The 22,807-nt window shown below is 76.8% G+C and carries 27 protein-coding genes; 16 read left to right on the top strand and 11 right to left on the bottom strand.

The window, feature by feature from the left end; translation table 11 throughout:
• The first annotated feature begins 44 nt into the window (after positions 1–44).
• Positions 45–887 carry an aldo/keto reductase gene (locus tag BJ968_RS20590; RefSeq protein WP_179755006.1) on the top strand — a complete coding sequence of 281 codons (843 nt, stop codon included), beginning with the start codon at positions 45–47 and terminating at the stop codon, positions 885–887.
• Positions 888–1,090: 203 nt separating this feature from the next.
• Here the strand turns inward: BJ968_RS20590 and BJ968_RS20585 are convergent, their stop codons facing one another.
• From BJ968_RS20585 to BJ968_RS20570, 4 genes are all read right to left on the bottom strand, one after another.
• On the bottom strand, positions 1,091–1,423 hold the full coding sequence (locus BJ968_RS20585) for a hypothetical protein (protein ID WP_179755004.1): 333 nt from the start codon (positions 1,421–1,423) through the stop codon (positions 1,091–1,093).
• 194 nt (positions 1,424–1,617) lie between these two features.
• Positions 1,618–2,595: a zinc-dependent alcohol dehydrogenase gene (locus tag BJ968_RS20580; protein WP_179755002.1), complete on the bottom strand. Its 978-nt coding sequence runs from the start codon at positions 2,593–2,595 to the stop codon at positions 1,618–1,620.
• Positions 2,592–3,752 carry an alpha/beta hydrolase gene (locus BJ968_RS20575; protein WP_179755000.1) on the bottom strand — a complete coding sequence of 387 codons (1,161 nt, stop codon included), beginning with the start codon at positions 3,750–3,752 and terminating at the stop codon, positions 2,592–2,594. The genes BJ968_RS20580 and BJ968_RS20575 overlap by 4 nt, the downstream gene beginning before the upstream one ends.
• Positions 3,749–4,114 carry a DoxX family protein gene (locus BJ968_RS20570; protein ID WP_179757112.1) on the bottom strand — a complete coding sequence of 122 codons (366 nt, stop codon included), beginning with the start codon at positions 4,112–4,114 and terminating at the stop codon, positions 3,749–3,751. Before BJ968_RS20570 ends, BJ968_RS20575 begins: the two co-directional genes overlap by 4 nt.
• Positions 4,115–4,190: 76 nt before the next feature.
• Here BJ968_RS20570 and BJ968_RS20565 point away from each other — a divergent pair, with 76 nt between their 5' ends.
• The 3 genes from BJ968_RS20565 to BJ968_RS20555 are packed head-to-tail and all read left to right on the top strand — an operon-like array spanning position 4,191 to position 5,519.
• Entirely contained in the window at positions 4,191–4,712 is a 522-nt protein-coding gene (locus tag BJ968_RS20565; protein WP_179754998.1) for a hypothetical protein, read from the top strand.
• A gap of 36 nt (positions 4,713–4,748) precedes the next feature.
• Entirely contained in the window at positions 4,749–5,186 is a 438-nt protein-coding gene (gene msrB / locus BJ968_RS20560) for a peptide-methionine (R)-S-oxide reductase MsrB (protein ID WP_179754996.1), read from the top strand.
• 15 nt (positions 5,187–5,201) lie between these two features.
• Entirely contained in the window at positions 5,202–5,519 is a 318-nt protein-coding gene (locus BJ968_RS20555; protein WP_179754994.1) for a hypothetical protein, read from the top strand.
• A 21-nt stretch (positions 5,520–5,540) separates the two neighbouring features.
• On the opposite strand, the gene hemQ is transcribed toward BJ968_RS20555, so the two are convergent.
• The 3 genes from hemQ to hemE are packed head-to-tail and all read right to left on the bottom strand — an operon-like array spanning position 5,541 to position 8,691.
• Entirely contained in the window at positions 5,541–6,242 is a 702-nt protein-coding gene (hemQ, locus tag BJ968_RS20550) for a hydrogen peroxide-dependent heme synthase (RefSeq protein ID WP_179754992.1), read from the bottom strand.
• Between the two features lie 14 nt (positions 6,243–6,256).
• Positions 6,257–7,660 carry a protoporphyrinogen oxidase gene (gene hemG / locus BJ968_RS20545; RefSeq protein ID WP_179754990.1) on the bottom strand — a complete coding sequence of 468 codons (1,404 nt, stop codon included), beginning with the start codon at positions 7,658–7,660 and terminating at the stop codon, positions 6,257–6,259.
• On the bottom strand, positions 7,648–8,691 hold the full coding sequence (hemE, locus tag BJ968_RS20540) for a uroporphyrinogen decarboxylase (protein ID WP_425491537.1): 1,044 nt from the start codon (positions 8,689–8,691) through the stop codon (positions 7,648–7,650). The genes hemG and hemE overlap by 13 nt, the downstream gene beginning before the upstream one ends.
• Before the next feature lie 64 nt (positions 8,692–8,755).
• On the opposite strand from hemE, the gene BJ968_RS20535 reads away from it, so the two are divergent.
• From BJ968_RS20535 to BJ968_RS20495, 9 genes are all read left to right on the top strand, one after another.
• Positions 8,756–9,340: a DUF3000 domain-containing protein gene (locus tag BJ968_RS20535; RefSeq protein ID WP_343078186.1), complete on the top strand. Its 585-nt coding sequence runs from the start codon at positions 8,756–8,758 to the stop codon at positions 9,338–9,340.
• A gap of 111 nt (positions 9,341–9,451) precedes the next feature.
• Positions 9,452–10,054, top strand: a complete 603-nt coding sequence (locus BJ968_RS20530) for a LuxR C-terminal-related transcriptional regulator (RefSeq protein WP_179754984.1) — start codon at positions 9,452–9,454, stop codon at positions 10,052–10,054.
• A 4-nt stretch (positions 10,055–10,058) separates the two neighbouring features.
• Entirely contained in the window at positions 10,059–11,738 is a 1,680-nt protein-coding gene (locus BJ968_RS20525; RefSeq protein ID WP_179754982.1) for a cell wall-binding repeat-containing protein, read from the top strand.
• 21 nt (positions 11,739–11,759) lie between these two features.
• Positions 11,760–13,070 (top strand): HRDC domain-containing protein, encoded by a 1,311-nt coding sequence (locus tag BJ968_RS20520; protein ID WP_179754980.1) that lies wholly within the window; start codon positions 11,760–11,762, stop codon positions 13,068–13,070.
• Positions 13,071–13,161: 91 nt separating this feature from the next.
• Positions 13,162–13,587 carry an ATP-binding protein gene (locus BJ968_RS20515; RefSeq protein WP_218885203.1) on the top strand — a complete coding sequence of 142 codons (426 nt, stop codon included), beginning with the start codon at positions 13,162–13,164 and terminating at the stop codon, positions 13,585–13,587.
• A gap of 56 nt (positions 13,588–13,643) precedes the next feature.
• Positions 13,644–14,459 (top strand): hypothetical protein, encoded by an 816-nt coding sequence (locus BJ968_RS20510; protein ID WP_179754978.1) that lies wholly within the window; start codon positions 13,644–13,646, stop codon positions 14,457–14,459.
• 80 nt (positions 14,460–14,539) lie between these two features.
• Positions 14,540–14,896, top strand: a complete 357-nt coding sequence (locus BJ968_RS20505; RefSeq protein WP_179754976.1) for a hypothetical protein — start codon at positions 14,540–14,542, stop codon at positions 14,894–14,896.
• 44 nt (positions 14,897–14,940) lie between these two features.
• A complete protein-coding gene (locus tag BJ968_RS25110; protein WP_179754974.1) occupies positions 14,941–15,324 on the top strand; it encodes an OsmC family protein in 384 nt (127 codons plus the stop codon).
• Positions 15,321–15,716 carry a rhodanese-like domain-containing protein gene (locus tag BJ968_RS20495; RefSeq protein WP_179754972.1) on the top strand — a complete coding sequence of 132 codons (396 nt, stop codon included), beginning with the start codon at positions 15,321–15,323 and terminating at the stop codon, positions 15,714–15,716. Before BJ968_RS25110 ends, BJ968_RS20495 begins: the two co-directional genes overlap by 4 nt.
• A gap of 11 nt (positions 15,717–15,727) precedes the next feature.
• On the opposite strand, the gene dxs is transcribed toward BJ968_RS20495, so the two are convergent.
• The 4 genes from dxs to BJ968_RS20475 all read right to left on the bottom strand — a co-directional run bounded on the left by dxs (position 15,728) and on the right by BJ968_RS20475 (position 19,757).
• The gene (dxs, locus tag BJ968_RS20490) at positions 15,728–17,692 is read right to left on the bottom strand and encodes a 1-deoxy-D-xylulose-5-phosphate synthase (protein WP_179754970.1); all 1,965 of its coding nucleotides are present in this window, start codon (positions 17,690–17,692) and stop codon (positions 15,728–15,730) included.
• A gap of 114 nt (positions 17,693–17,806) precedes the next feature.
• Positions 17,807–18,199: a hypothetical protein gene (locus BJ968_RS20485; protein ID WP_343078185.1), complete on the bottom strand. Its 393-nt coding sequence runs from the start codon at positions 18,197–18,199 to the stop codon at positions 17,807–17,809.
• A gap of 44 nt (positions 18,200–18,243) precedes the next feature.
• Entirely contained in the window at positions 18,244–19,197 is a 954-nt protein-coding gene (locus tag BJ968_RS26965) for a methyl-accepting chemotaxis protein (RefSeq protein ID WP_343078184.1), read from the bottom strand.
• Positions 19,194–19,757, bottom strand: a complete 564-nt coding sequence (locus tag BJ968_RS20475; protein ID WP_179754968.1) for a PAS domain-containing protein — start codon at positions 19,755–19,757, stop codon at positions 19,194–19,196. Before BJ968_RS20475 ends, BJ968_RS26965 begins: the two co-directional genes overlap by 4 nt.
• Before the next feature lie 256 nt (positions 19,758–20,013).
• On the opposite strand from BJ968_RS20475, the gene BJ968_RS20470 reads away from it, so the two are divergent.
• The 3 genes from BJ968_RS20470 (at position 20,014) to BJ968_RS20460 (ending at position 22,799) form a co-directional block, all read left to right on the top strand.
• Positions 20,014–21,804, top strand: coding sequence for a PP2C family protein-serine/threonine phosphatase (locus tag BJ968_RS20470; protein WP_179754966.1), 1,791 nt, complete (start codon positions 20,014–20,016; stop codon positions 21,802–21,804).
• 100 nt (positions 21,805–21,904) lie between these two features.
• On the top strand, positions 21,905–22,300 hold the full coding sequence (locus BJ968_RS20465) for a hypothetical protein (RefSeq protein WP_179754964.1): 396 nt from the start codon (positions 21,905–21,907) through the stop codon (positions 22,298–22,300).
• Between the two features lie 10 nt (positions 22,301–22,310).
• The gene (locus BJ968_RS20460) at positions 22,311–22,799 is read left to right on the top strand and encodes a hypothetical protein (RefSeq protein WP_179754962.1); all 489 of its coding nucleotides are present in this window, start codon (positions 22,311–22,313) and stop codon (positions 22,797–22,799) included.
• Positions 22,800–22,807: the final 8 nt, after the last annotated feature.

Below are 22,807 nucleotides of genomic sequence, written 5' to 3'. Positions count from 1 at the left end.
CTCCCCGCGTGCGCGCCCGACCCGCCCGCACCAGGATCGGGGCCGTGACCGTTCCCACCATCCTGCTCAACGACGGCCGTGAGATCCCCCAGCTGGGCTTCGGGGTCTTCCAGATCCCGCCGGCCGAGACCGCCGCCGCCGTGCGGACCGCCCTGGAGGTCGGCTACCGCCACCTCGACACCGCGCAGATGTACGGCAACGAGGCCGAGACGCTCCAGGGCGTCCTGGACTCCGGTGTGCCGCGCGAGGACGTCTGGATCACCAGCAAGCTCAGCAACGCCGCCCACGAACCCGACGCCGCCCGCGCCGCGATCGACTCCTCGGTCGACAAGCTCGGCGGCCCCATCGACCTGTACCTCATCCACTGGCCGCTGCCGACCCTGTACGGCGGCGACTTCGTCTCGACGTGGAAGGTGCTGGAGGAGGCCCGCGCCGACGGCCGCCTGCGCTCCATCGGCGTGTCGAACTTCCAGGTCCCGCACCTGCAGCGGCTGGCCCAGGAGACCACCGTCGTGCCCGCGGTCAACCAGATCGAGGTGCACCCGTACTTCGGCAACGAGGCGGTGCGCACCTACTGCGGTGAACACCAGATCGGCGTCGAGGCCTGGTCGCCCATCGCCCAGGGCAAGGTCCTGGACAACCCGACGATCACCGAGGTCGCCCAGCGGCTGGGCAAGAGCCCGGCCCAGGTCGTGCTGCGCTGGCACATCGAGCGCGGCGACATCGTCTTCCCCAAGTCGGTGACGCGCTCGCGCGTGGAGGAGAACTTCGACCTCTTCGACGTGGAGCTGACCGAGGAGGACCTGGCCCTCATCACCGCCCTGGACCAGGGCGACGCCGGCCGCATCGGCGGGCACCCCGACACCATGGACTACGTCCCCGTCTGATCCCCACCGCCCGGCTCCACCGCTGGGCCCCGGCGCCGGCGCGGGTCGGGACGGCGCGGGCGTAGCGCCCGCCCACCAGCCACCTGCGCCGGGGCACCGACGTGCACGAGACGTGGGGGAACTCCCCGGCTGGCCGCAGCGCTTCGACGCCGCGCGCGGTCTGCCACTGGGACCGGCGGGGAGACGGGGACCCGCCGGTGCGCTCAGCCGCCGCCGCCCACGGGCACCACCCGGGCCCGGGCGAGGGTGCGGTCCGCGGCCACCAGCGCGAGGGCCAGGGCCGCCGCCTCCCCCGGCCGCGCCACGCTCCCCCACCGCGAGGCCACCTCGCCGCGGTCGTCGAGGAGCTCCACGTCGCACGCGCCCCCGGTCCCGGGGTCGGCGAGGTGGTGGCGGACCCGCGGCAGCGCTCCCACCGGCACGGGCAGCACCACGACGAGCCCGTGGCCGTCGCCGACGGACAGCCGCGGGTGCCCGGCGCCGGAGTCGTGCAGGCTCACCGCCAGCGGTCCCCGTCCCGTGCGCTGCCTCGTCACCGCGCCCCCTCCTGCTCCGGCCGCCCGCGACGACGCGGGGGCGGGACCGAACCTGCCGCGGCGGGCTGGGAGCCCCCTGCGACGCGGCTGGCAGGCCGCCACGAGGGAGGACCTCGGCGACGGTGGCGGCGGGAGGAGTCGTCACGGCGCCGCCCCCGGCCCGGAACGGTGCCCCCGCGCTCGGGCCGGTCCCCTCAGTAGCTGAACCGGTGGCACAGCGCGCCGCCGTCGGCGGCCGCCACGCGCGGCAGCACCTCGGCGCCCGTCGCGAACGGCGTCACGCCGTCCAGCAGGGCGTCGAAGCGCTCGTCGGCCAGCAGGTCCAGCGCCAGGGCCAGGCGCCGGCGGGTCGTCCAGCGCGGGGCCCGCGCCGGGGGCACCTTCCCGACCTGCGAGGCGCGGATCGTCAGCCGGCGGGAGTGGAAGCCCTCCCCCAGCCCGACCTGGACGCTGCGGTCGCCGTACCAGCTCAGCTCGGCCAGCAGCCCCTCGTCGCCGAGCAGCTGCAGGCCGGTGGTCAGGCCCGCGCCGGTGCCGCTGGTGTGCAGCACGACGTCGCGGCCGCGGCGGGCGTCGTCGGGGGCGACCAGGGCGAACCCGAGCCGCTCGGCGGCGGCGGCGCGGTCGGTGCGCACGTCGACGGCCTCGACGTCGGTGCCGGGGACCCGGGCGGCCAGGGCCGCCACGAGCAGGCCGAGCACGCCCGCGCCCACGACGCTGACGCGGTCGCCGATGCCCACCCCCGCGTCCCAGACGCCGTTGACGGCGGTCTCCAGCATCCCGGCCAGCACGGCCCGCCCCGCCGGGACACCGGCCGGGACGGGCAGGACGGCCGCGGCCGGCACGACGTACCGGTCCTGGTGGGGGTGCAGGCAGAAGACCCTGCGCCCCACCAGGTCCAGCGCCCGGGGACCGGCCTGCTCGACCGTGCCGACCGACAGGTAGCCGTACTTCACGGGGTAGGGGAACTCACCGGCCTGGAAGGGGGCGCGCATGACGTCGTGCTGGCTGGGCGGCACGCCCCCGGCCAGGACCAGCGACTCGGTCCCGCGGCTGACGGCGGAGAACTCCGCCCGTACCTGCACGTCCGCGGTCCCGAGGACGGGCAGGAACTCCTCACGCAGTTCCACCGTCCCGGGCCCGGTGGTCCACAACGCGTGCGCGACGCTCACCCTCCGACCTCCAGCTTCGACGTGACGAACTCGGTGACGGCCGACTCCCACCCCGCGGGGTCGACGTTCCACTCCTTGGTGTGCCGGGCGGTGGAGCTGCCGACGTACGTCACCAGGTCCGGGCGGGCCCGCGCCAGCCGCTGCGAGGGGCCGGACGGGACGTAGTCGTCGGCGTCGGAGTGCAGCAGCAGCACGGGCAGCGAGAGCTCCTCGGCGCGCGTGACCCAGTCCATGGTCCGCAGGTCCACCGGGCCCTCCAGCCCCACCAGCCGGCGGCCCAGCGGGTGCCCCAGCAGCTGCACCCCGTAGCGGCCCAGGCGGACCGGCACGCCGCGCTGGCGCGCCTGGTGGTCCAGCACGTCGAACCAGTCGACGACCGGGCCGTCCAGGACCAGCCCGACGACCTCGGCGGCCAGGTCCGAGCGGGCCACGAGCTGCAGCAGGATCGCCCCGCCCATGGACCAGCCCACGAGGAGCAGGCGCTGCGCGCCGTGGTCCAGGGCGTACCGGGCGACGGCCTCCACGTCGTGCCACTCGGTGTCCCCGAGCCCGTACAGGCCCGGCTCCGCCTGCGGGGCGTCGGCGTCGTTGCGGTAGCTGGGGACCAGGCACGGCAGGCCCAGGGCGTGCAGGGCGGGCACCGCGCGCAGCGCCTCCTCGCGGGTCGCCCCGCGGCCGTGCACGAGGACCGCCCACGTCGGGGAGTCCCCCGGGACGAACCAGCAGGGCAGGTCGCCGACCGCGCTGCGGACCGTGAGGTCCCGGTGCTCCAGGCCCAGGGCCGTCGTGGGGTCCCCCGCGTAGTAGTACTGGTTCCAGCGGGCGTGCCCGGGGACCGGGGTCCCGGCGTCGACGCCGAGCAGTTCCCGGGTGACGCGCCCGGGGCCGGCCTCCAGGACGTCCCCGACCCGGAAGTGGCCCCGCCCGCCGTCGGTCCACACCCCGTACCGGCCGGGCACGACGGTGTCCGCCGTGGCCGACAGGACCACGCGCCGCGGCCCCACCTGCAGGACCTCCAGGTCGTCGGGCTTGTGCCGGCGCGGCGTGACGACGGCCCGCGCGAAGGACACGGCCGCCCCGGTCAGCGCCACCCCCGTCACCGTCGCGGCGGCGGTCGTGGCGAGGGCCCCGACGGCCGCGGCCCGGCGCCCGTTCACCGGCCGGCCGCCGCGACCAGGCGGATGAGCGGCACCTGCAGCGGCAGCCGGGCGGTCGTCACCGCGCGCCGGGCCACCGACCCCGAGCGCCAGGCGTCCAGGGCCATCTGCGCGTTGGCGGGCCAGACGGCCAGCAGGAGGACGACCCCGGCCCGGCTGGCGGGCCGGCGCGTGGCCGGCAGCGCCAGACCGGCCGCCAGCGCCAGCTCGGCCCACCCGGAACCGGTCGTCCACCACCGCGGGCGGCCCGGCAGGACCCGGGGCACGATGGCGTCGAAGCCCTCCGGCCGCAGCAGGTGGGCCACCCCGGCCACCCCGAAGAGCGCCGCGGGGGCGGCCCGGCGCAGCCGTCCGGAGCTGATCACGGCCCGATCCTGCCGGACGCGGCGGTCCCGGGCGCACGCACCCCCGCCCCGGGCCGCCGTTAGGGTCGTGGCCGTGCCGACCGCAGACACCCAGCCCTGGACCGTCGTCGTCCTCACCGAGGAGGCGTTCGGTGACGTCGACGCCCGCAACGTCGCCGGGCTGCACGCCGCCGAGCGCGCCGAGGGCCAGGACGTGCGCCACCTCGTCCTGGTGCCCGCCGACACCCACCGCAACCTGCTCGCCGACGTCCTGGACCGCCTCAGCCTCGGGGAGCTGCGCCAGGCGCTGGCGGACCTGCGCGCGGGGCAGCCGGCCCCCGACGCGGCGCGCGCCGACGCCGAGACCGCGCTGCGCGCCACCGTGGAGGCGCTGCGCGCCGAGGGGCTGACCGTGGAGGGCCGCACGACGGACGACGACCCGCTGCCGGCGGTGCGCCGGGCGCTGGCGGAGGAGCCCGACGCGCGCGAGCTCGTCGTCGTGACGCGCCCGCACGCCGTCGAGGACACCTTCCACGCCGACTGGGCCTCCCAGGCCCGCGACAGCCTGGGGGTGCCGGTCCTGCACGTCTACGCCGGCACCACGCGGCTGGGCTGACGGAACACCACCACGCCCGGGAGGGTTGGACGGGACATGACTGCGCACACCCCCGAGACCAGCGGCAAGACCTACAGCGTCACCAAGTCCGACGAGCAGTGGCGCGCCCAGCTGGACCCGATGGAGTACCACGTGCTGCGGCAGGCGGGGACCGAGCGCCCGTTCACCGGTGAGTACGAGGACGAGGAGACCGAGGGCGTCTACGCGTGCCGCGCGTGCGGGGCCGAGCTGTTCACCAGCGACGAGAAGTTCAACGCCCACTGCGGGTGGCCGGCGTTCTACGACCCGAAGGACTCCTCGGCCGTCGAGCTGCTCGAGGACGACTCCCTGGGCATGCGCCGCGTCGAGGTGCGCTGCGCCACCTGCGGTTCGCACCTGGGCCACGTGTTCGAGGGCGAGGGTTTCCCGACCCCCACCGACCAGCGGTACTGCATCAACTCCATCAGCCTCACCCTGCGGCCCACGCAGGCCTGAGGCAGGCTGGGCTGCATGAGCGAGCAGCCCTACGAACCGCGCGACCCCGACGTCGACCCGCTGGCGGACCCCGACCTCCAGCAGGTCGACCCGGACGCCTCCCCCTCCGCCGACGACCCCGAGGTCCTGTCGACCGACACGCTCATGCGCGACGACCAGGACGACCAGGGGTGGGAGCCGGAGTACCGGCTGAGCGGCTTCACCGCCGAGCTCATCGCCGACGGCGACCGGGACGACGAGACGCTGGAGACGCGCCTGGCCCAGGAGGAGCCCGACGTGGACCCCTCCTCGGCCGCGGCGTCCGACTCCGACCAGGACTACCGCCAGGTCTGAGCCGGCGCGACCGGGCCGGGGTCAGGGCAGGGTGGAGACCAGCTCCCCCAGCTCGACCCGGGGCCCGGTGAAGAACGGCACCTCCTCGCGGACGTGGCGGCGGGCCTCGGTGTTCCGCAGCTCGCGCATGAGGTCGACGATGCGGTGCAGCTCGTCGGCCTCGAAGGCGAGGATCCACTCGTAGTCCCCCAGCGCGAACGCGGAGACCGTGTTGGCCCGCACGTCCTCGTAGGGGCGCGCCGCCAGCCCGTGGTCGCGCAGCATCTTGCGGCGCTCGTCCTCGGGCAGCAGGTACCAGTCGTAGGACCGCACGAACGGGTAGACGCTCATGTAGTCGCGGGCCCGCTCCCCGGACATGAAGGCCGGGACGTGGCCGCGGTTGAACTCGGCCGGGCGGTGCAGCCCGACGACGGACCACACGGGCGTCAGGTGCCGGCCCAGGCGGGTGGTCCGGAAGCGGCGGTAGGCCTCCTGGACCAGTTCGACGGTCGGGGCGTACCACCAGAACATGAGGTCGGCGTCGGCGCGCAGGCCCGCGACGTCGTACAGGCCGCGGACGACCAGCCCCTTGCCGGTGAGCTCGTCGAGCAGGTCCTGGACCTCCTGGGCGTACGCGGCCCGATCGGCCTCGCCGAGGGTCGTCTCGACGGCGAAGACCGACCACATGGTGTAGGCGATCGTGTCGTTGATCTGGTCGGCGGTGGGGGCTGCGTGCTCGGACATGCCCCGATTCTCCCTCAGCCCCTCGCGGTCACCGCGCCGGCCTCCGCCCCGGGCCGACCCGCGAGCTGCGCGGTGACCTCGGCCGCGGCCCGGCGGGCGGCGGCGACGCACGCCGGGACCCCGACGCCGTCGAGCACCGACCCGCAGACCGCCAGCCGGCCCGTCGCGGCGACGGCCGCGCGCAGCCGCGCGACCCGGTCCACGTGCCCCACCGCGTACTGCGGCAGCCCGTCGGCCCAGCGGACGACGGCGTGGTCGACGGGGCGCAGCGGGCGCCCCAGCAGCCGCCCGGCGTCCTCGGCGGCCCAGCGCACGACGTCGGCGTCGTCGGCCTCCAGGGCCTCGCCCTCCCCCGCCCGGCCCAGGGAGACGCGCAGGACGGCCAGGTCGCGGCTCTGCCGCCCCACCCAGTCCCACTTGTTCCCCGACAGCGTCAGCGCCTTGGCGCGCAGCCCCTGCGCCGCGCCCACGACGGGGGGCACCAGGACCCCCGAGCCGGCCAGGCCGGCCAGCTGCCCCGCCGGGACGGCCAGCGCCGCGATGACCACGCCCGCCGTGACGACCTCGCGCAGCTCGGCCGCGGCGGCGGGGACGGCGGCGGCCAGCAGGCGGGCGGCGACGGGGGCGGGCACGGCCAGGACGACGGCGTCGGCGGGGGTCCCGTCGACGAGCCAGCCGGTCGGGGTGCGCTCCAGGCGCGTCACCGGGGTGCCCGTGCGGACCGCGACGCCCCGGGCCCGCAGGCGCTCGGCCAGGACGAGGGGCAGCCGGGCCAGGCCGCCGGCCAGACCGGCGAAGACCGGGGCCGTGCTCGGGGCCGGGGCCGGGCCCAGTCCGGCGAGCAGCGAACCGCCGCGGCGGGCGTGGGCCCACAGGGCCGGGACGGTCGCCCGCAGGGACAGCTGCGCGGCGTGGCCGGCGTAGACGCCACCGAGCAGGGGCTCGACGAGGCGGTCCACCACGGCGGGGCCGACGCGGTCGGCGACGTACCGCGCCACGCTCACGTCGTGCTCCAGCGGGGCGGCCGGGTGCGACGGCTCGTCGCGGACCCGGTCGACGTCGGCGGCGGCGAGCAGGCCCCGCACGGAGTCGGCCGTGCGGGGCACGCCCATGACGGTGCCCGCCGGCAGGGGCCGCAGACCGTCCTCGGTGGCCAGCGACGCGCGGGTCGTGGCGGGGTGGACCAGGTCCAGGCCGAGCTCGGCGGCCAGGCCGGTCGCCTCGGGCCGGCGCGCCAGCACCGACTCGGCGCCGACGTCGACGGTGAGCCCGCCGACGTCGCGCCGCTGCAGGACGCCCCCGACGTGGGCGGCGGCCTCCAGGACCTCCACCTCGTCCCCGGCCGGCAGGTCCTGCGCGAGCTGCCAGGCGGCGGTGAGGCCGGAGACCCCGGCCCCCACGACGACTACGCGCGCCACGCGTGGACCTCGTCGACGACGCGCTCCAGGACGGCGGGGTCGGCGGTCGGGGGGACGCCGTGGCCGAGGTTGACGACGTGCCCGGCACCGGCGAGCTCGCCCTCGCGCAGGATGCGGTGCAGGTCGGCGCGCAGCACCTCCCACGGGGCGAACAGCAGGGCCGGGTCGAGGTTGCCCTGGACCGCGACGGGCCGGCCGGCCCCCTCGCGGCCGCGGGCGGCCCCCACGTGCAGGGGGACGCGGAAGTCGACGCCGAGGACGTCGACGCCGCCGTCGACGGCGGCCATGGCGCCCAGCAGCTCACCGGTGCCGGTGCCGAAGTGGGTGCGGGGCACGCCCAGGTCCCCCACGTGGGCGAGGGCGGCGGCCGAGTGCGGGGCGACGAGCTCGGTGTAGGTGGCCAGCGGCACCGAGCCCACCCAGGAGTCGAACAGCTGGACCGCGGAGGCGCCGGCGAGCACCTGGGCCCGCAGGAAGGTGCCGGTGATCTGGGCCAGGCGGGCGGCGAGGTCGTGCCACAGCCCCGGGTCGGCGTGCATGAGCGCCTTGGTGCGCAGCAGGTCCCGCGAGGGGCCCCCCTCGACGAGGTAGCTGGCCAGGGTGAAGGGGGCGCCGGCGAAGCCGATGAGCGGCACGTCCCCGAGCTCCCCGGTCGTCAGCCGCACCGCGTCGGTGACGTGCGCGAGGGCGTCCAGGGACAGCTCGGGCAGGCGGTCCAGGTCGGCGCGGGTGCGGAACGGCTCGGCGATGACGGGACCGGTGCCGGCCACGATCTCGACGCCGACGCCGGCGGCCTCCAGCGGCACGACGATGTCGGAGTAGAAGACGGCCGCGTCGACGTCGTACCGGCGCACCGGCTGCAGGGTGATCTCGGCGACCAGCTCGGGGCGGTGGCAGGACTCCAGCATGGTCGTCCCGGCGCGGACCTCGCGGTACTCCGGCAGGGACCGCCCGGCCTGGCGCATGAACCACACGGGGGTGCGGGAGGGGCTGGTCCCGCCGCGGGCGGCGTGCAGGTAGGGCGAGTTCACGGGGGCGATGCTCCCACGGCGTGGCAGCACCCCCCGCCGGGGTGCGGTGCCTACGCTCCGTGGCGTGAGCGTGCGTCGACCCCCGGGTGCGCCCGTCGCCCCGGCGGCCTTCGAGGCCGCGGTGGCCGCGGTGCGCGAGGTCCGCCTGCGCTCGGAGGTGGTGCTCACCGAGGTGCCCGCGCCGGCCCGGATCGCGCCGCACGCCTGGGCCGTGGCCGGTGACGTCGTCGTCGACGGCGAGGAGCTGGCGACCGGGCGGTTCATCCTGCTGCACGACCCCTCCGCCCCGCAGGAGTGGGGCGGGACGTTCCGCGTCGTGACGTACGTGCGGGCCGACCTGGAGGCCGAGCTGGGGTCCGACCCGGTGCTGGGCGCGGTCGGCTGGTCGTGGCTGGAGGACGGGCTGGCCAGCGCCGGCGCGCTGGCCGGCGGCGTCGGGGGCACGGTGACGCGGGTGCTGTCGGAGGGCTACGGGGCGCTGGCGGACCGGGAGGCGTCGGTGGACGTGGAGCTGCGGGCGTCGTGGACGCCGCAGGACCCCGACCAGCTGGACGCGCACCTGCGGGCGTGGGGCGTGCTGGTGTGCACGGTGGCGGGTCTGCCGCCGCTGCCCGAGGGCGTCATGTCCCTCGGACGCCGCAGCCGCTGAGGCCGACCTGCACCAAACGTTCAAGGCCACCCCCCGGGTGGCCGATCACCTCCTCAGCAACCAGAGGCGTGCCCGCGAGGGGTGCGCCGTTTCCGCTGCAGGAGGACGACGGTGACTGCGCTCGTCGAACGCCCCGGGATGGCCGTTCCTTCCCGTCTCGGCCGCTTCGCGGCCCTCGTCGCCGTCGCGGACCCCGCGGTGCGCGAATCGGTCACGCGCACGCTGCGCATGCTCGGCGCCGTGAACGTCGAGCACGCCACGAGCGTGGCCCAGGCCCGCGCGATGGCCCGCACCGGCCCGCGGGCCCTGTTCATCGCCGACGCCGGCCTGCCGGACGGCTCGGGCGCCCAGCTGGTCTCGGAGCTGCGCGCGGCCGGCTGGAACCGCTGCGTCGTGCTGTCCTCGAACGCCGACCCGTTCGCCGTGCGCGGCGCGGTGGCGGCCGGGGTGCGCTGCTACCTGGTGACGACCCGCCCCGAGGGCGTGGGCTTCGAGGGTCGCGGCGGGGAGTCCGGCGTGGACTCGCTGTCCGAGCGCGAGGTGGAGGTGCTCCAGCACGTCGCCGACGGCCGCTCCAACAAGGACACCGGCGCGCTGCTGGGCCTGTCGGCGCTGACGGTGAAGAGCCACCTGGCGCGCATCGCCCGCAAGCTCGGGACCGGCGACCGCGCCGAGATGGTGGCCATCACGCTGCGCGCGGGTGTGATCCAGTAGCACCGTGACCCTCGCCGCCCGACGCGCCGCCCGCCTCCGGTGGGCGGCGTTCGTCGTCCCCGTCCTCGTGCCCGTCCTGGTGCTGTCCGCTCCGCACGCTGCGGCGGCCGAGGATCCCGGGTGGCCCGCGGGCTCTCCGCGGACGGCCGGCTCGGACCGGTTCGAGACGGCGGCGCTGCTGGCGCTGCGCACGTTCTCCCGGGCCGACACCGTCGTCCTGGCCAACGGGGTCAACGGGGGGATCGACGCCCTCAGCGCGTCCTACCTGGCGGGTGTCCTGCACGCCCCGGTCCTGCTGAGCACCGCCGATGAGCTGCCCGACGTGACGGTGCGGGCGATCGAGGCCATCGACCCCGAGCAGGTCGTGGTCGTGGGCGGGGCGCCGTCGGTCTCGGACGAGAGCCTGGAGGTCCTCGACGACGACGGCTACGCGCTCTCGCGGATCGCCGGCGAGGACCGGTACGCCACGTCGGTGGCGGTGTGGCGGGCGGCGGCCGCGTCGGGTGCGCCGGCCCCGGCGGAGGTGTTCGTGGCCCGCGCCGACGTGGCGGCCGGGGACGTGGCCGCGGACGCGCTGGCGGCCGCCCCGGTCGCCTACCGCGCGGGTGTGCCCGTCGTGCTGACCGCCCGCGACCGGTTGCCCCCGGTGAGCGCCGCGGCGCTGGCGGCCAGCCCGTCGGTCACCACCGTGACCGTCCTGGGGGCGGAGTCGGCGGTGAGCACCGCGACCGCCGCGGCCGCCGCGCGCGCCGCCCGCCTGAGCGGGGTGCGACGCCTGGCCGGCGCGGACCGGACCGGGACGGCTGCGGCGATCGCGGACGCGTACGGCCCGCCGGCCCCGGCCGAGGTGCTCGTGGCCAACGGGTACCGGGTGGACGCGCTGGCCGCCGGGCCGGTCGCCGGGGAACGGGGGGCCAGCGTGCTCCTGGTGGCCGGACCGGACGCTCCCGGCGCCGCGCAGTCGTTCGCCAGGACGCACGCCGCCTCCTTGCGGACGGCCGAACTCGTCGGCGGCTGGGACGCGGTCAGCAGCTCCGTCTTGGAGCGGATGCGCGCCGACGCGCCGTCGCTGGCCGCCGAGTCCGGCCGCTGGCCGGACGCGTGGGACGGCGCCGTGGGGCAGACGGCGGTGCTGATCTACACCGGGCAGACCGCCGGACGGTGGCCGGGTTCGGTGACGGGGGTGGTCGACGGACGTGAGGTGCGGTTCAACCTCTGGCCGGTCTGCTACTCGGTGGACTGCCCGGGGTGGACCTACCCCGACGGCGTCCCGCAACCGACCTTCGTCGACGACGGCGACCGGACGATCTTCACCGACCGGTTGCAGGTGGGCGACGTCCTGACGGCCACCCGGATGCCGAGCGGCGAGTTCGCCTTCGGCAACCCCTTCGGGCTGCAGGAGGTCGAGGGGTACCTGCGGTTCGCCGGGGGCAGCCCGCCCGACCACGTGGACCGGGTCGACGTCGGCGTGGTGCGGGAGGAGGCCGTACCGGGCGAGACGAGCGGGTCCTCGACGACCTTCCGGCTGTGGCTGGACCCGGCCACCGACGTCTACCTGGACGCCGCGGGGGCGCGGGTCGACCAGCGCACGTTCCTCGGCAGCTACTACGAGGGTCTGCGGGTCGAGGTGGTCAGCTACGACAGCCGGGGGGCGACACCGCTGGTCCTGCGCCGCCTGACCTGAGGGGTCACGTACGGTGGGGCGGTGACTTCCACGCCGACCGAGCCGGACCAGGTCGAAGAGCCTGAGCTCCCGCTCCTGTCGGCACCCTCCGACGGCCTGCCGCCGGTCGTGGCCGACGAGGCCGCGCTGGCGCAGGTCGTCGCGGCGTTCGCGGCCGGCACCGGGCCGGTGGCGGTGGACGCCGAGCGCGCCTCGGGGTACCGGTACGGGCAGCGCGCCTTCCTCGTGCAGCTGCGCCGGGAGGGCGCCGGGACGGCGCTGATCGACCCGGCGGCGCTGCCGGACCTGTCGGCCCTGGGCGAGGCCCTGACCGGCGTGGAGTGGGTGCTGCACGCGGCCAACCAGGACCTGCCGTGCCTGGTGGACCTGGGGATGCGGCCCACGACGCTGTTCGACACCGAGCTGGGTTCCCGGCTGGCGGGACTGCCGCGGGTGGGGCTGGGCGCCGTCGTGGAGGAGCTGCTGGGGCTGCGGCTGGCCAAGGAGCACTCCGCCGTGGACTGGTCGACGCGGCCGCTGCCCGCGCCGTGGCTGAACTACGCGGCCCTCGACGTGGAGGTGCTCGTGCCGCTGCGCGAGGCCCTGGCCGCGCGCCTGGCCGCGCAGGGGAAGCTGGAGTGGGCGCGGCAGGAGTTCGCGCACGTCGCGGCCACTCCCCCGCCGGCGCCGCCGGCCGAGCCGTGGCGGCGGGTCTCGGGGTTGCACGCGGTGCGCTCGCGCCGCCAGCTGGCGGTCGTGCGGGAGCTGTGGCTGGCCCGCGACGGCGAGGCCCGGGAGAAGGACACCTCCCCCGGCCGGCTGCTGCCCGACTCCGCGATCGTCGCGGCCGCGCGCGCCGTGCCGCGCACCGCGCAGGCCCTGGCCTCCACGCCGGGGTTCACCGGCCGCGCCTCGCGGTCGCGGCTGCCGCTGTGGTTCGACGCCGTGGCCCGCGGCAGCGCCCTGCCGGAGGCCGACCTGCCCGCGCACACCCCCCGCAGCGACGGTCCCCCGCCGCCGCGGGCGTGGGCGGCCAAGGACCCGCTGGCGGCCGCGCGGCTGACCGCGGCGCGCGCGGTCGTCACGGCGCTGGCCGGGGAGCTGGACCTGCCGGTGGAGAACCTCCTGCAGCCGGACGCGCTGCGCCGCGTGGTGTGGTCGCCGCCCGCGCCGCTGGACGCGGCGGGGGTGCGGGCGGCGCTGGCGGCGCGCGGCGCCCGGGACTGGCAGCTGGACCTGGTCGTCGAGCCGGTCACCCGGGCCCTGGTCGAGGCCAGGGTCGAGGCCCCCGTCGAGACCCCCGTCGAGACCGTGCCGCCGCAGGGGCCGGGCGGCGGGACCACCGCCGGCTGAGCACGCTGACACCTCCCGCCTTGCCGGGTCCCCGTCCGTGCGTCATGGTCGGGTGGTCACGACGCGGTGACGACGGCCGACGCTGACGGAGGTGGACGTGGAACGTCTCACCCTGGACGAGCACCTGTCCGCCGCGGCGATGGCGCGGCACTGGGTGTGCGACCACTGCCCGGACGAGCACCTGCCGTCCGCACGGCGGTGGATCGCCGAGCTGCTGACCAGCGAGCTGGTGCAGAACGCCCTGGACCACGGCCGCGGGCCGGTCGTGCTGACGCTGAGCCACGACGACGAGGGGATCCTCGTCGGCATCACCGACGCCGAGGGCCGCGGGCCGCGGCTGATGCCGCAGACCCCGCAGGCCGTCGGGGGCCGGGGCATCGCGCTGGTCGACGCGCTGGCCACGACGTGGGGCGTCTACAGCAGCGACGGCGGCGAGCAGGACGGGCAGGGCTGGCCCCAGCCGTGGGAGGGCGGCGCGCCAAGCAAGACGGTGTGGTTCCACCTGGCGACACGCTGACCCGTCCGGGCGACGCCGACGGGGTCCGGCGGCCGCCCTCGCCTACGGTCGGTGGGGTGAGCACCGATCAGCCGTCCCCCGTCCGGGCTCTCCTGCGGCGCTGCGTGCTCGCCACCAGCGTCGTCGACGACCTGGACCTGGAGCTCGACGACGAGGGCGTGCGCCTGCCCGGGACCGCCGACCTGGCCTGGGACGACCTGGCGCGCGCGGCCGGTGAGGCCCCGGAGGAGACCGCCCGGCTGCGGGTGGCCGCCCTGCTGCACGCCCACGCCGAGCTGCACCGCGACGACGCCCGCGTCGTCCCGCTGGCCGTCCCGGTGGGCGCCGACCGGCACCCCGCCGCCGGCTGGGCCCACCGCGGGCTCCTGGGCGGGGCGCTGGACCTGGGGCTGGGCGTCGTCGTGCCCCGCGGGCGCAGCGAGCGGCTGCTGCCGCTGCCGGAGGTCTCGGCCCGGGCCACGGGGCGCCCGGTCCTGCCGGGCGAGGCGGACCTGGCGCGGCTGGAGGGGTTCGGCGCGCTGGTCGTGGAGCGGCTGGTGCGCGACGCCGGTGGTTCCGGCGACGGCGTCCTGCGCCCGGTGGGCGGGTGCGACGTGCCGACGCTGCTGGCGTCGCGGACCCTGCGCGAGCACCTCGTCGCCGGTCCGGACCGGTCCCCGGGGAACCTGCTGCGGGCGGTCGCCGTCCCCGACCGCACCCGCGGCTGGTTCGATCTGACCCGCATCGACCCCGCGTACGTCGGCGCCGCGTGGGTGGCGACCGACCCGGCCGAGCGGGGCCTGCGCCGGCCGGTGCTGGTGACGCGCGAGGAGGTGGCGCTGGCGCCGACGAACCCGCGGCTGGTGGAGGAGGTGCTGGCGGGCAGGCAGTAGCCGGCGGCGGGCGGCGCGGCCGGACCGCGAGCCGGGTCACGAAAGTGACACGGAGGTGGTTCGTCCGGTCCAATGGGGGCGTGCAGCTCGGAGCCACAGCGGCGGAGTCCGTCTCGATCGTCGGCAACGACGTCTTCCTGCGCGCCGAGGGGCGCACCGAGGTCTACGACCTGGCGTACGCGCGGATGCTCGTGCCCTACCTCCTGGGGGAGAAGCACGTGCCGCCCATGCGGATGGCGCACTTCCGCCCGGGCATCAAGCCGTGGATCTGCCTGAGCGTGATCGAGGACGACGGCCACGAGCCGAACCTGTCCGGCATCGCGATCTACTCCGGTCTGGGCACCCACCGGGAGCTGGGCTTCCACCTCAGCCGCGCCGAGGCGTGGCGGCTGGCGGACATGCTCGAGCACGCGGCCCGCGAGCGCGAGGCGGCCTGACGCCGGAGGCGACGGTGGTGGCGACGGTGACGACGATCAGCGCGGTGACCCGTCCCCTGCCGGGCACGGGGGCCTCGGTCGGCACCAGCGGGGGCCGCTCGGTCGTCGTGGACCGGCCCGAGGGGGTGGCCGGCGGCGCCGGTCTGGGGTTCAACGGCGGCCAGCTGCTGGCCCTGGCGCTGGCGGGGTGCCTGGCGAACGACCTCCGGTACGCCGCGCCCGACCCGCTCGACCCCCGGCTCGACGCCGTGCGGGTGCACGTCGACGTCGACGTCGAGGAGGGCCGGGTGACGGGGGCGCGGGTGCGCTTCGAGGGCGTCGGGGACGGCGCTCAGGGCCTGGCGGAGCTGGTGCGGACGGCGCTGGCGGGCTCGACGGTCCTGGCCGCGGTGCGCGGGGGCTTGCCCGTGCAGGTCCTGCCCGGGTGAGCGTCGAGGACCACCTCGCGCGGGTGCGCGCCGGGCTGGACCGGCTGACCCCGGCCGAGCTGGCCGTCGAGCAGCGCGCGGGCGCCCTCGTCGTGGACACCCGCACCCCGGCGCACCGGGCCGAGCAGGGCGAGTTCCCGGGGGCGCTGGTCATCGACCGCACCGTCCTGGAGTGGCGGCTGGACCCCACCTGCCCGTGGCGCATCCCGGAGGCCACCGGGCCGGACCTGCGGGTGGTCGTGGTGTGCCGGCACGGGTTCAGCTCGTCGCTGGCGGCCGCCTCGCTGCGGGCGGTCGGGCTGCACCGGGCCACCGACCTCGTCGGGGGCGTCGAGGCGTGGGTGGCCGCGGGGTTCGGCGTGCACCGGGGGCCGGTGGACCTGCGGGTCTGACCCCGCCGGGCCTACCGCGAGGGGAACTCCTCCGCGCGCGGCGCCACGCCGTCCGGTTCCCCGGCGGGCCCGGGCTCGCCCGCCTGCCCCGGTCCCTGGCCCGCCTCCTGGGCGACGGCCTCGACGAGGGCGCGGGCGACGTCCTGGGGGGCCAGGCCGGCGGCGTCGAGCAGGCTCTCGCGGTCGCCGACGTCGAGGAACCGCTGGGGCAGGGCGAAGCCGTGCACGGGGGTGGCGTCGTGGCGCTCGCGCAGGGCCGCGGCCAGCGCCCAGCCCAGCCCGCCGACCTCGCAGCCGTCCTCCAGGACCGCCACGTGCCGGTGGGTGCGGGCCAGCTGCACCAGGGCCTCGTCGACGGGCACGACCCAGCGGGGGTCGACGACGGTGACGCCGACGCCGTGGGCGCGCAGGCGCCGGGCGACCTCCAGGGCCCGCGGGACCAGGGAGCCGACCGCGACCAGCAGGACGTCGTCGCCGGTGGCCCAGCGCTCGCCCTCCAGGACGTCGGCGTGGCCGGTGCGGGCCAGGGCGGGGATCGCCGCGGGGACCTTGCCCTTGCTGTAGCGCACCACCGTGGGGGCGTCGGCGACGGCGACGGCCTCGCCGAGCTCCTCGCGCAGGGTCTGCGCGTCGCGGGGGGCGGCCAGGCGCAGGCCCGGCACGAGGCGGCACATCGCCAGGTCCCACATGCCGTGGTGGCTGGGCCCGTCGGGGCCGGTGACCCCCGCGCGGTCCAGGACGAAGGTGACCCCGGCGGCGTGCAGCGCGACGTCCAGCAGCAGCTGGTCGAAGGCGCGGTTGAGGAAGGTGGCGTAGACGGCCACGACGGGGTGCAGGCCGCCGGCGGCCATGCCGGCGGCGGAGGTGACGGCGTGCTGCTCGGCGATGCCGACGTCGAAGACGCGCTCGGGGTGGGCCTGGGCGAAGGCCTCCAGGCCCACCGGGATGCGCATGGCGGCGGTGATGCCGACCACGTCGCGGCGGGTGGCGGCGATCTGGACCATCTCGTCGGAGAAGACGCTGGTCCACGACGAGCCGGAGGTGGCCTGGGCCTCGCCGGTCTCGGGGTCGATGACGCCGACGGCGTGGAAGTGGTCGGCGTCGTCGGCCAGGGCCGGCTGGTAGCCGCGGCCCTTCTGGGTGATGACGTGGACGATGACGGGCCCGCCGAAGGACCGCGCCCGGCGCAGGGCGTGCTCGACGGCCTCGGTGTCGTGGCCGTCGACGGGGCCGACGTACTTCAGGCCCAGGTCCTCGAACAGCCCCTGGGGCGCGACGATGTCCTTGATGCCGCGCTTCATGCCGTGCAGCGTCTCGTAGGCCAGCCGGCCCGGGACGCCCCCGCGCTTGAGGGACTGCTTGCCCCAGTCCAGGAGCTTCTCGTACTCGCGGGTGGTGCGCAGCGTCGCCAGGTGCGAGGCCATCCCGCCGATGGTCGGGGCGTAGGAGCGCTCGTTGTCGTTGACGACGACGATGACGGGCCGGTTGGCCGCGGCGATGTTGTTCAGCGCCTCCCAGGCCATGCCGCCGGTCAGGGCGCCGTCGCCGATGACCGCCACGACGCGCCGGTCGACCTCACCGCGCAGCTCGAAGGCCTTGGCCAGCCCGTCGGCCCACGACAGCGACGTCGAGGCGTGGGAGTTCTCCACCACGTCGTGCTCGCTCTCGGCGCGCGAGGGGTACCCCGACAGGCCGCCGGCCTCGCGCAGCCGGCTGAAGTCCTGCCGCCCGGTGAGCAGCTTGTGGACGTAGCTCTGGTGGCCGGTGTCGAAGACGATCCGGTCGCGCGGGGAGTCGAAGACGCGGTGCAGACCGATGGTCAGCTCCACCACACCGAGGTTGGGGCCCAGGTGCCCCCCGGTGCGGCTGACGGCGGCCACGAGGAAGTCGCGGATCTCCGCGGCCAGCTCGGGCAGCTGCTCGGCGGTGAGAGCTGCGAGGTCCTGCGGCCCCTGGATCGTGTCGAGCAGCCCCATGCGGGGTGGCCTCCTGAGTCGCGGGGTCGAGCGGTCTGACTCGGCGAGTGTAGGAGGCCGCCCCGGCAGCGGCGTCCTGAACCCGCCCGCGCGGCGCAACCGTGCACGAGCAGTTCACAGACGGGGCACGAAGCGCGTGCCGTCGAGGGCCTGCTGGAGCAGGTCGACGGCGCGGGCGACGCGGCGCAGGCGCAGGTCCTCGCGCTCCAGGACGTCGAAGACGGCCGGGGCCACCTCCGGGGGCAGCCGGTGGGCCAGGTCGCGGCGGGCGGTGCCGGTGGCCCGCCGCACGGCCTCGTGCTGGGCGGCGACGTGGTGGGCCACCAGCCAGGCCAGCAGCACCGGGTGGTGCCGCACGACCCGGTAGCCGCGGAACTCCGGCGGGGCCTGGTCGAGCAGCCACGCGACCGCGTCGGCCCGCCAGTCCTCCACGTCCTCGGCGTCGGGGGGCGGCACCTCCTGCGGCCACCCCGGCGGGCCGTGCCGCCGCCGCCCCCTGTCGAACACGCGTTCGACGGTACGCGACGGCGGCGGGCGGGGCCCGCCCGGCGTCAGCTCCGCATGCCGGTGAGGAAGCCGCTGATCTGCGAGCGCAGCTCCTCGGCCAGCTGCGACAGCCCGCTGGTGTCCTGCGCCGAGCTCCAGTCCGAGGACCCGTCGACGGCGGTGCGCACCCCCTCCACGAGGGTGTTCATCTCCCCGATGGTCGTGCCGATGCCCGTGATCGCCCGGACGGCGTCCTGGGCGTTCTGGCGGATGGAGTCGACGCGCTGGCTGACCTGCTCGGTCGCGCGGCCGGACTGGTCGGCCAGCTCCTTGACCTCGGCCGCCACGACGGCGAAGCCCTTGCCGGCCTCCCCGGCGCGCGCGGCCTCGATGGTGGCGTTGAGCGCCAGCAGGCGCGTCTGGTCGGCGATCGCGTTGATGACGGAGACGACCTGCTGGATCTCCCGGGAGGCCTCGGTGAGGGCCTGCATCGTCAGGGTCGCCTGGTCGGCCTCGACGCTGGCGGCGCCGGCGGCCGAGGCCAGGCCCTGCGCCGAGGCGCTCAGCTCCGTGGAGGCGGTCGCCAGCTGCTCGGAGACCCCCAGCACCCCGGCCTCGAACTCGTCGGCCAGCGCGAGGCGGCTGGTGCGGGCGTCCTCGGCGGCACGGCTGCCCGCCTGCACGGTCGCGCGGCCGGCGTTGATGGCGGCGGCGGCGTGGCGGAAGGCACCGCCCAGGCCCCCGGTCAGCAGGCGCCGGTGGAAGCGCCCCTCGGCGGCCGCGGTCAGGACCTCCCCGGCTTCGCGCACGAAGGCGTCGGAGACGTCGAGGGACCGGTTGACCGCGTCGGCGAGCCGGCCCAGCTCCGGGACGGCCGCCGACCCCGGGACCTCCCCGACGCGGGCCTCGAGGTCACCGGCGGCGGCCTTCTCGCAGACCGCGGCGACCTCCTGGACGACCCGGCGGTACAGGGCCGCCTCGTCGGTGGCCGAGCGGGCGGTGCGGCGGAACGGGTTCACGGACGGGCCTCCTCGGGGACGATGGACCACACGAACTCCTCGTAGGTGGTGCCGCGCTCGGCCAGCATCCGCGTCAGCAGCGCCGAGGAGGCCTCGACGGCGGCCTTGCCGGTGCCGTGGCGGCGCTCCTCGGCCAGCAGCACGTCGTACAGGCCGCTGGCCGCGCGCACCCCCTCCGGGGCGGGGCGGCGGCGGTTGGAGTGGTAGCCGGTGATCCGCCCGGAGGCGTCCTTGCTGGCGGTGACGTGGGCCAGGACCCAGTAGTTCGCGCCGTCCGCGGCGAGGTTGTTGACGTAGGCGAACAGCTCGTGGCCGCTGGAGACGGTGTCCCACAGCAGCTTGAAGACCGCCTTGGGCATGTCCGGGTGGCGGATGAGGTTGTGCGGCTGCCCGATCACCTCGTGGCGCTCGAAGGCGCCCACGCGCAGGAAGACGTCGTTGGCGTAGGTGATGAGCCCGCGCGGGTCGGTCTTGGAGACGATCAGCTCGTCGGCGGAGAAGGTCCGCTCCTGCCCGGTGGGCCGGACCTTCGCCCGTGACCCGTGGGTCGTGGTCGTCATGGTGGACCTCCCGGTCGCTGGGTCGCCGGGTGACCTGAGGGCCCCGGTTGGACGGTTCCCCATCGGCTCGCGGCACCGGGACTTGAACCGGCACCGGTCCCGATCCCGGTCCCGACGCGCGAGGACTTGACGCCGGGCCCCCGGTGGACGATGGATGGAACGTGAGTTCCGACGTCGCCGGGCGCGGGCGGCTCCCGCGGCGCCGCGCCGGCGGGCCGCGGGTCGTGGTGCGCCCGCTGCCCGCGCGCGCCCGGCGATGAGCGTCGCGCGGCGGGGGGCGCCGCACGCGCGCCCGCGGCCCACCGGTCCGCTCCGGCTGCTGCCGACCCGCTGGTCCCTGGCGCGCTGGTCCCTGACCCGGCTCGTCCTGGTCGCCAGCGCCGTGGCCCTGGTGGTGGTCCTGGCCACCGGCGCGCTGCTGCTGTCGAGCACGCAGGGGGTGTCGGTGGCGCGGTCGCGCCAGAGCGCGGCCCAGGACGCCCGGCAGTCCCTGGCGCAGCTGACGACGAGCTACGTCGACCAGGAGACCGGCCTGCGCGGTTACCTCGTCAACGGCGACCCCCGGCTGCTGGAACCGCTCAACACCGCTCAGACGACCCTGCCCCGCCTGGAGCGGGAGGTGCGCCGGAGCGCCGCGGCGCTGGGCGCCCGCGCGGGGCTGGTGGACGCGCCGATGGCCGCCCACGACGTGTGGGCGCGGTACGCGGCGGTGCAGCGGCAGCGCGTCCTCGACGGCGACCGCGCCGGGGCCACCGAGCTGTCCGAGACCCTGCGCGGCAAGGGGCTCTTCGACCGGGTGCGGGCCGGGTCGGCGGCGCTGGACGGCTGGCTGGCCCGGGAGGAGGCGCAGGAGCAGCACCGCGTGCGCGCCCTCCAGCGGCGGCTGCAGGTCGTCCTCGTGGTGGCGGTGGCTGCGCTGGCCGTCGCGCTGGTCGCGGGGTTCCTCGTCCTGTGGCGCGGGGTGACCACCCCGCTGGCGCGGCTGGCGCGCGCCAGCCGGGCCGTGGCCGACGGGGACCTCGCCGCGGAGCTGCCCGCCGGGGGGACGACGGAGGTGCAGGCGCTGGCCGGCGGGGTCGCCGCGATGCGCGACCGGCTGACCGCCGACCTGTGGCGCACCCGCCGCGCGCTGGAGGCGCTGGCCCAGGGCGATCCCGCGCTCGACGCGCTGCAGCGGGACCTGCTGGGCCCCGGGCAGGGGGAGTCGTGGGCGCCGTCGGGCGCCGGCCCCGCGCTGCCGCTGCGGTGGCCGGACCTGGACGTGCAGGTCCGGGTCGAACCCGCCGAGGGCGTCCTGGCCGGTGACTGGTGCGACGTGTTCGAGGTCGGCGCCACGCGCGTGGCGGTGGTCGTCGGCGACGTCGCCGGTCACGGTCCGGTCAGCGCCGTGTTCGCCTACCGCCTCAAGCACGTCCTGCGGACGGCGCTGACGCTGGTGCCCTCCCCCGGTGAGGCGCTGGGGGCCGTGGCGCGCCGGCTGTCGGGGGTGGACGCCGAGCTGTTCGCGACGCTGGTCGTGGCCGTCGTGGACCGCGCGGCCGGGCAGCTGACCTGCGTCAACGCCGGGCACCCCGCGGGTCTGCTCACGGCGGCCGACCCGGCGGTCGCGGCGCCGGTCGCGGCGCCGGTCGTGGCGCCGGTCGTGGCGCCGGGCGCGAGGCCCGGGCAGGAGCGGCACGTCCTCCTGGAGCAGCCCGGCGCCGGGGACGGACCCGGCGGCACCGGGTGGTGGCGGGAGCTGCCGGCCACCGGGCCCATCCTGTCGCCGGTGCTCCCCGACGCGCAGTGGTCGGAGGTGGTCCTGCCGTTCCCGCCCGGGCAGCAGCTGCTGCTGTTCACCGACGGGGTGCTGGAGACCCGCGACCGGCAGGGACGGGAGTTCGGCCCGGAGGGGGTGCTGCGGGCGGTGCGGGACAGCCACCGCCAGCGCTCGGGCCGGGTGGTCGACGCCGTGGAGGCCGCGGCCGTGCGGCACGGCGACTTCGCGGCCCGCGTCGACGACCACACCCTCCTCAGCCTCACCCGCCGCCGGGCCGGGGACGGGTAGCTCGGGGGTCCCGGCCTCCACCGCAGGGGCCCTCCCCCGGCCGGGCGCGTCGCCCGAGCGGCGCATCCAGCGCGCGGGCCGGGCACCCGACGCTCATCCCGTGTTCTCCCCCGTCCTCACCGCGGCCCGCGTCGTCGGGTTCACCCGCGAAGGCGGCTGGTGCCAGGCCCCCGGTTGCCGGCACCCGCTGCAGGAAGGTGCCGCCCTGGTCCGGGACGCCGACGGGGTCCTGCGCCACTACGGTCCGGCGTGCGTGCGCCGGGTGCTCGGGCTCGCGCTGACGGCCACCGACCTGCGGGCCATCGAGGCGCGCCGGCACGCGGCGTTCGTCATGGACCTGGCCTTCGTGCACGCGGCCTTCGTCGCCGAGGACGGTGCGCTGTGCGCGCGGCTGCTCGGCGTGCTGGAGACCCTGTCCCCGGCCACGGTGGCCGAGCGGGTCGTGCTGGAGTCGGCGCGCAACCGGCTGGAACTGGCGCGGCTGAGCGGCGCGTAACCTCGGGCGGGTGCCCCTGCCGATCAGCCACCCCCACCAGCGGTACAGCGTCAGCGGCTACCAGGAGACCGACCTGCCCTCAGGGGCGGTCGCGTGGTCGGTGAACCTGCTGCGCTACGGCCAGGGTTTCGGCCTGGCCACCGACCACGGCCTGGGCGGGCCGGTGGACTGGGCCTTCACCGATTCCGGGTACGGGCGGGAGTTCCTCACCGCCGCAGCGGAACTGCACCCGGGGGCGGCGAACCCGGGGGACGTGCTCGTCGAGGAGCTGATCACGATCCGGCAGCTGAACGCGCTGGAGGAGGTGGCCTACTGCCTCGACGACGACCGGTTCGAGGAACGGGGTGAGCACCGGGTCGCCGAACCCGGCCGCAGCTTCCTCGACGTCCGCCGCGAGCTGGCCTCGCGGTTCGCCGACCGGAACCCGCGGATCTGGGACAAGAGCGTCTCGGCGATGGTGCCGGTGGCACCGGAACCGCCCGCCACCCCGGCGGGGTGACGGGCGGA

The sequence above is a fragment of the Kineococcus aurantiacus genome (assembly GCF_013409345.1).
In the GTDB taxonomy this organism is placed as follows: Bacteria; Actinomycetota; Actinomycetes; order Actinomycetales; family Kineococcaceae; genus Kineococcus; species Kineococcus aurantiacus.
This window is presented reverse-complemented; position numbering and strand designations above follow the sequence as displayed.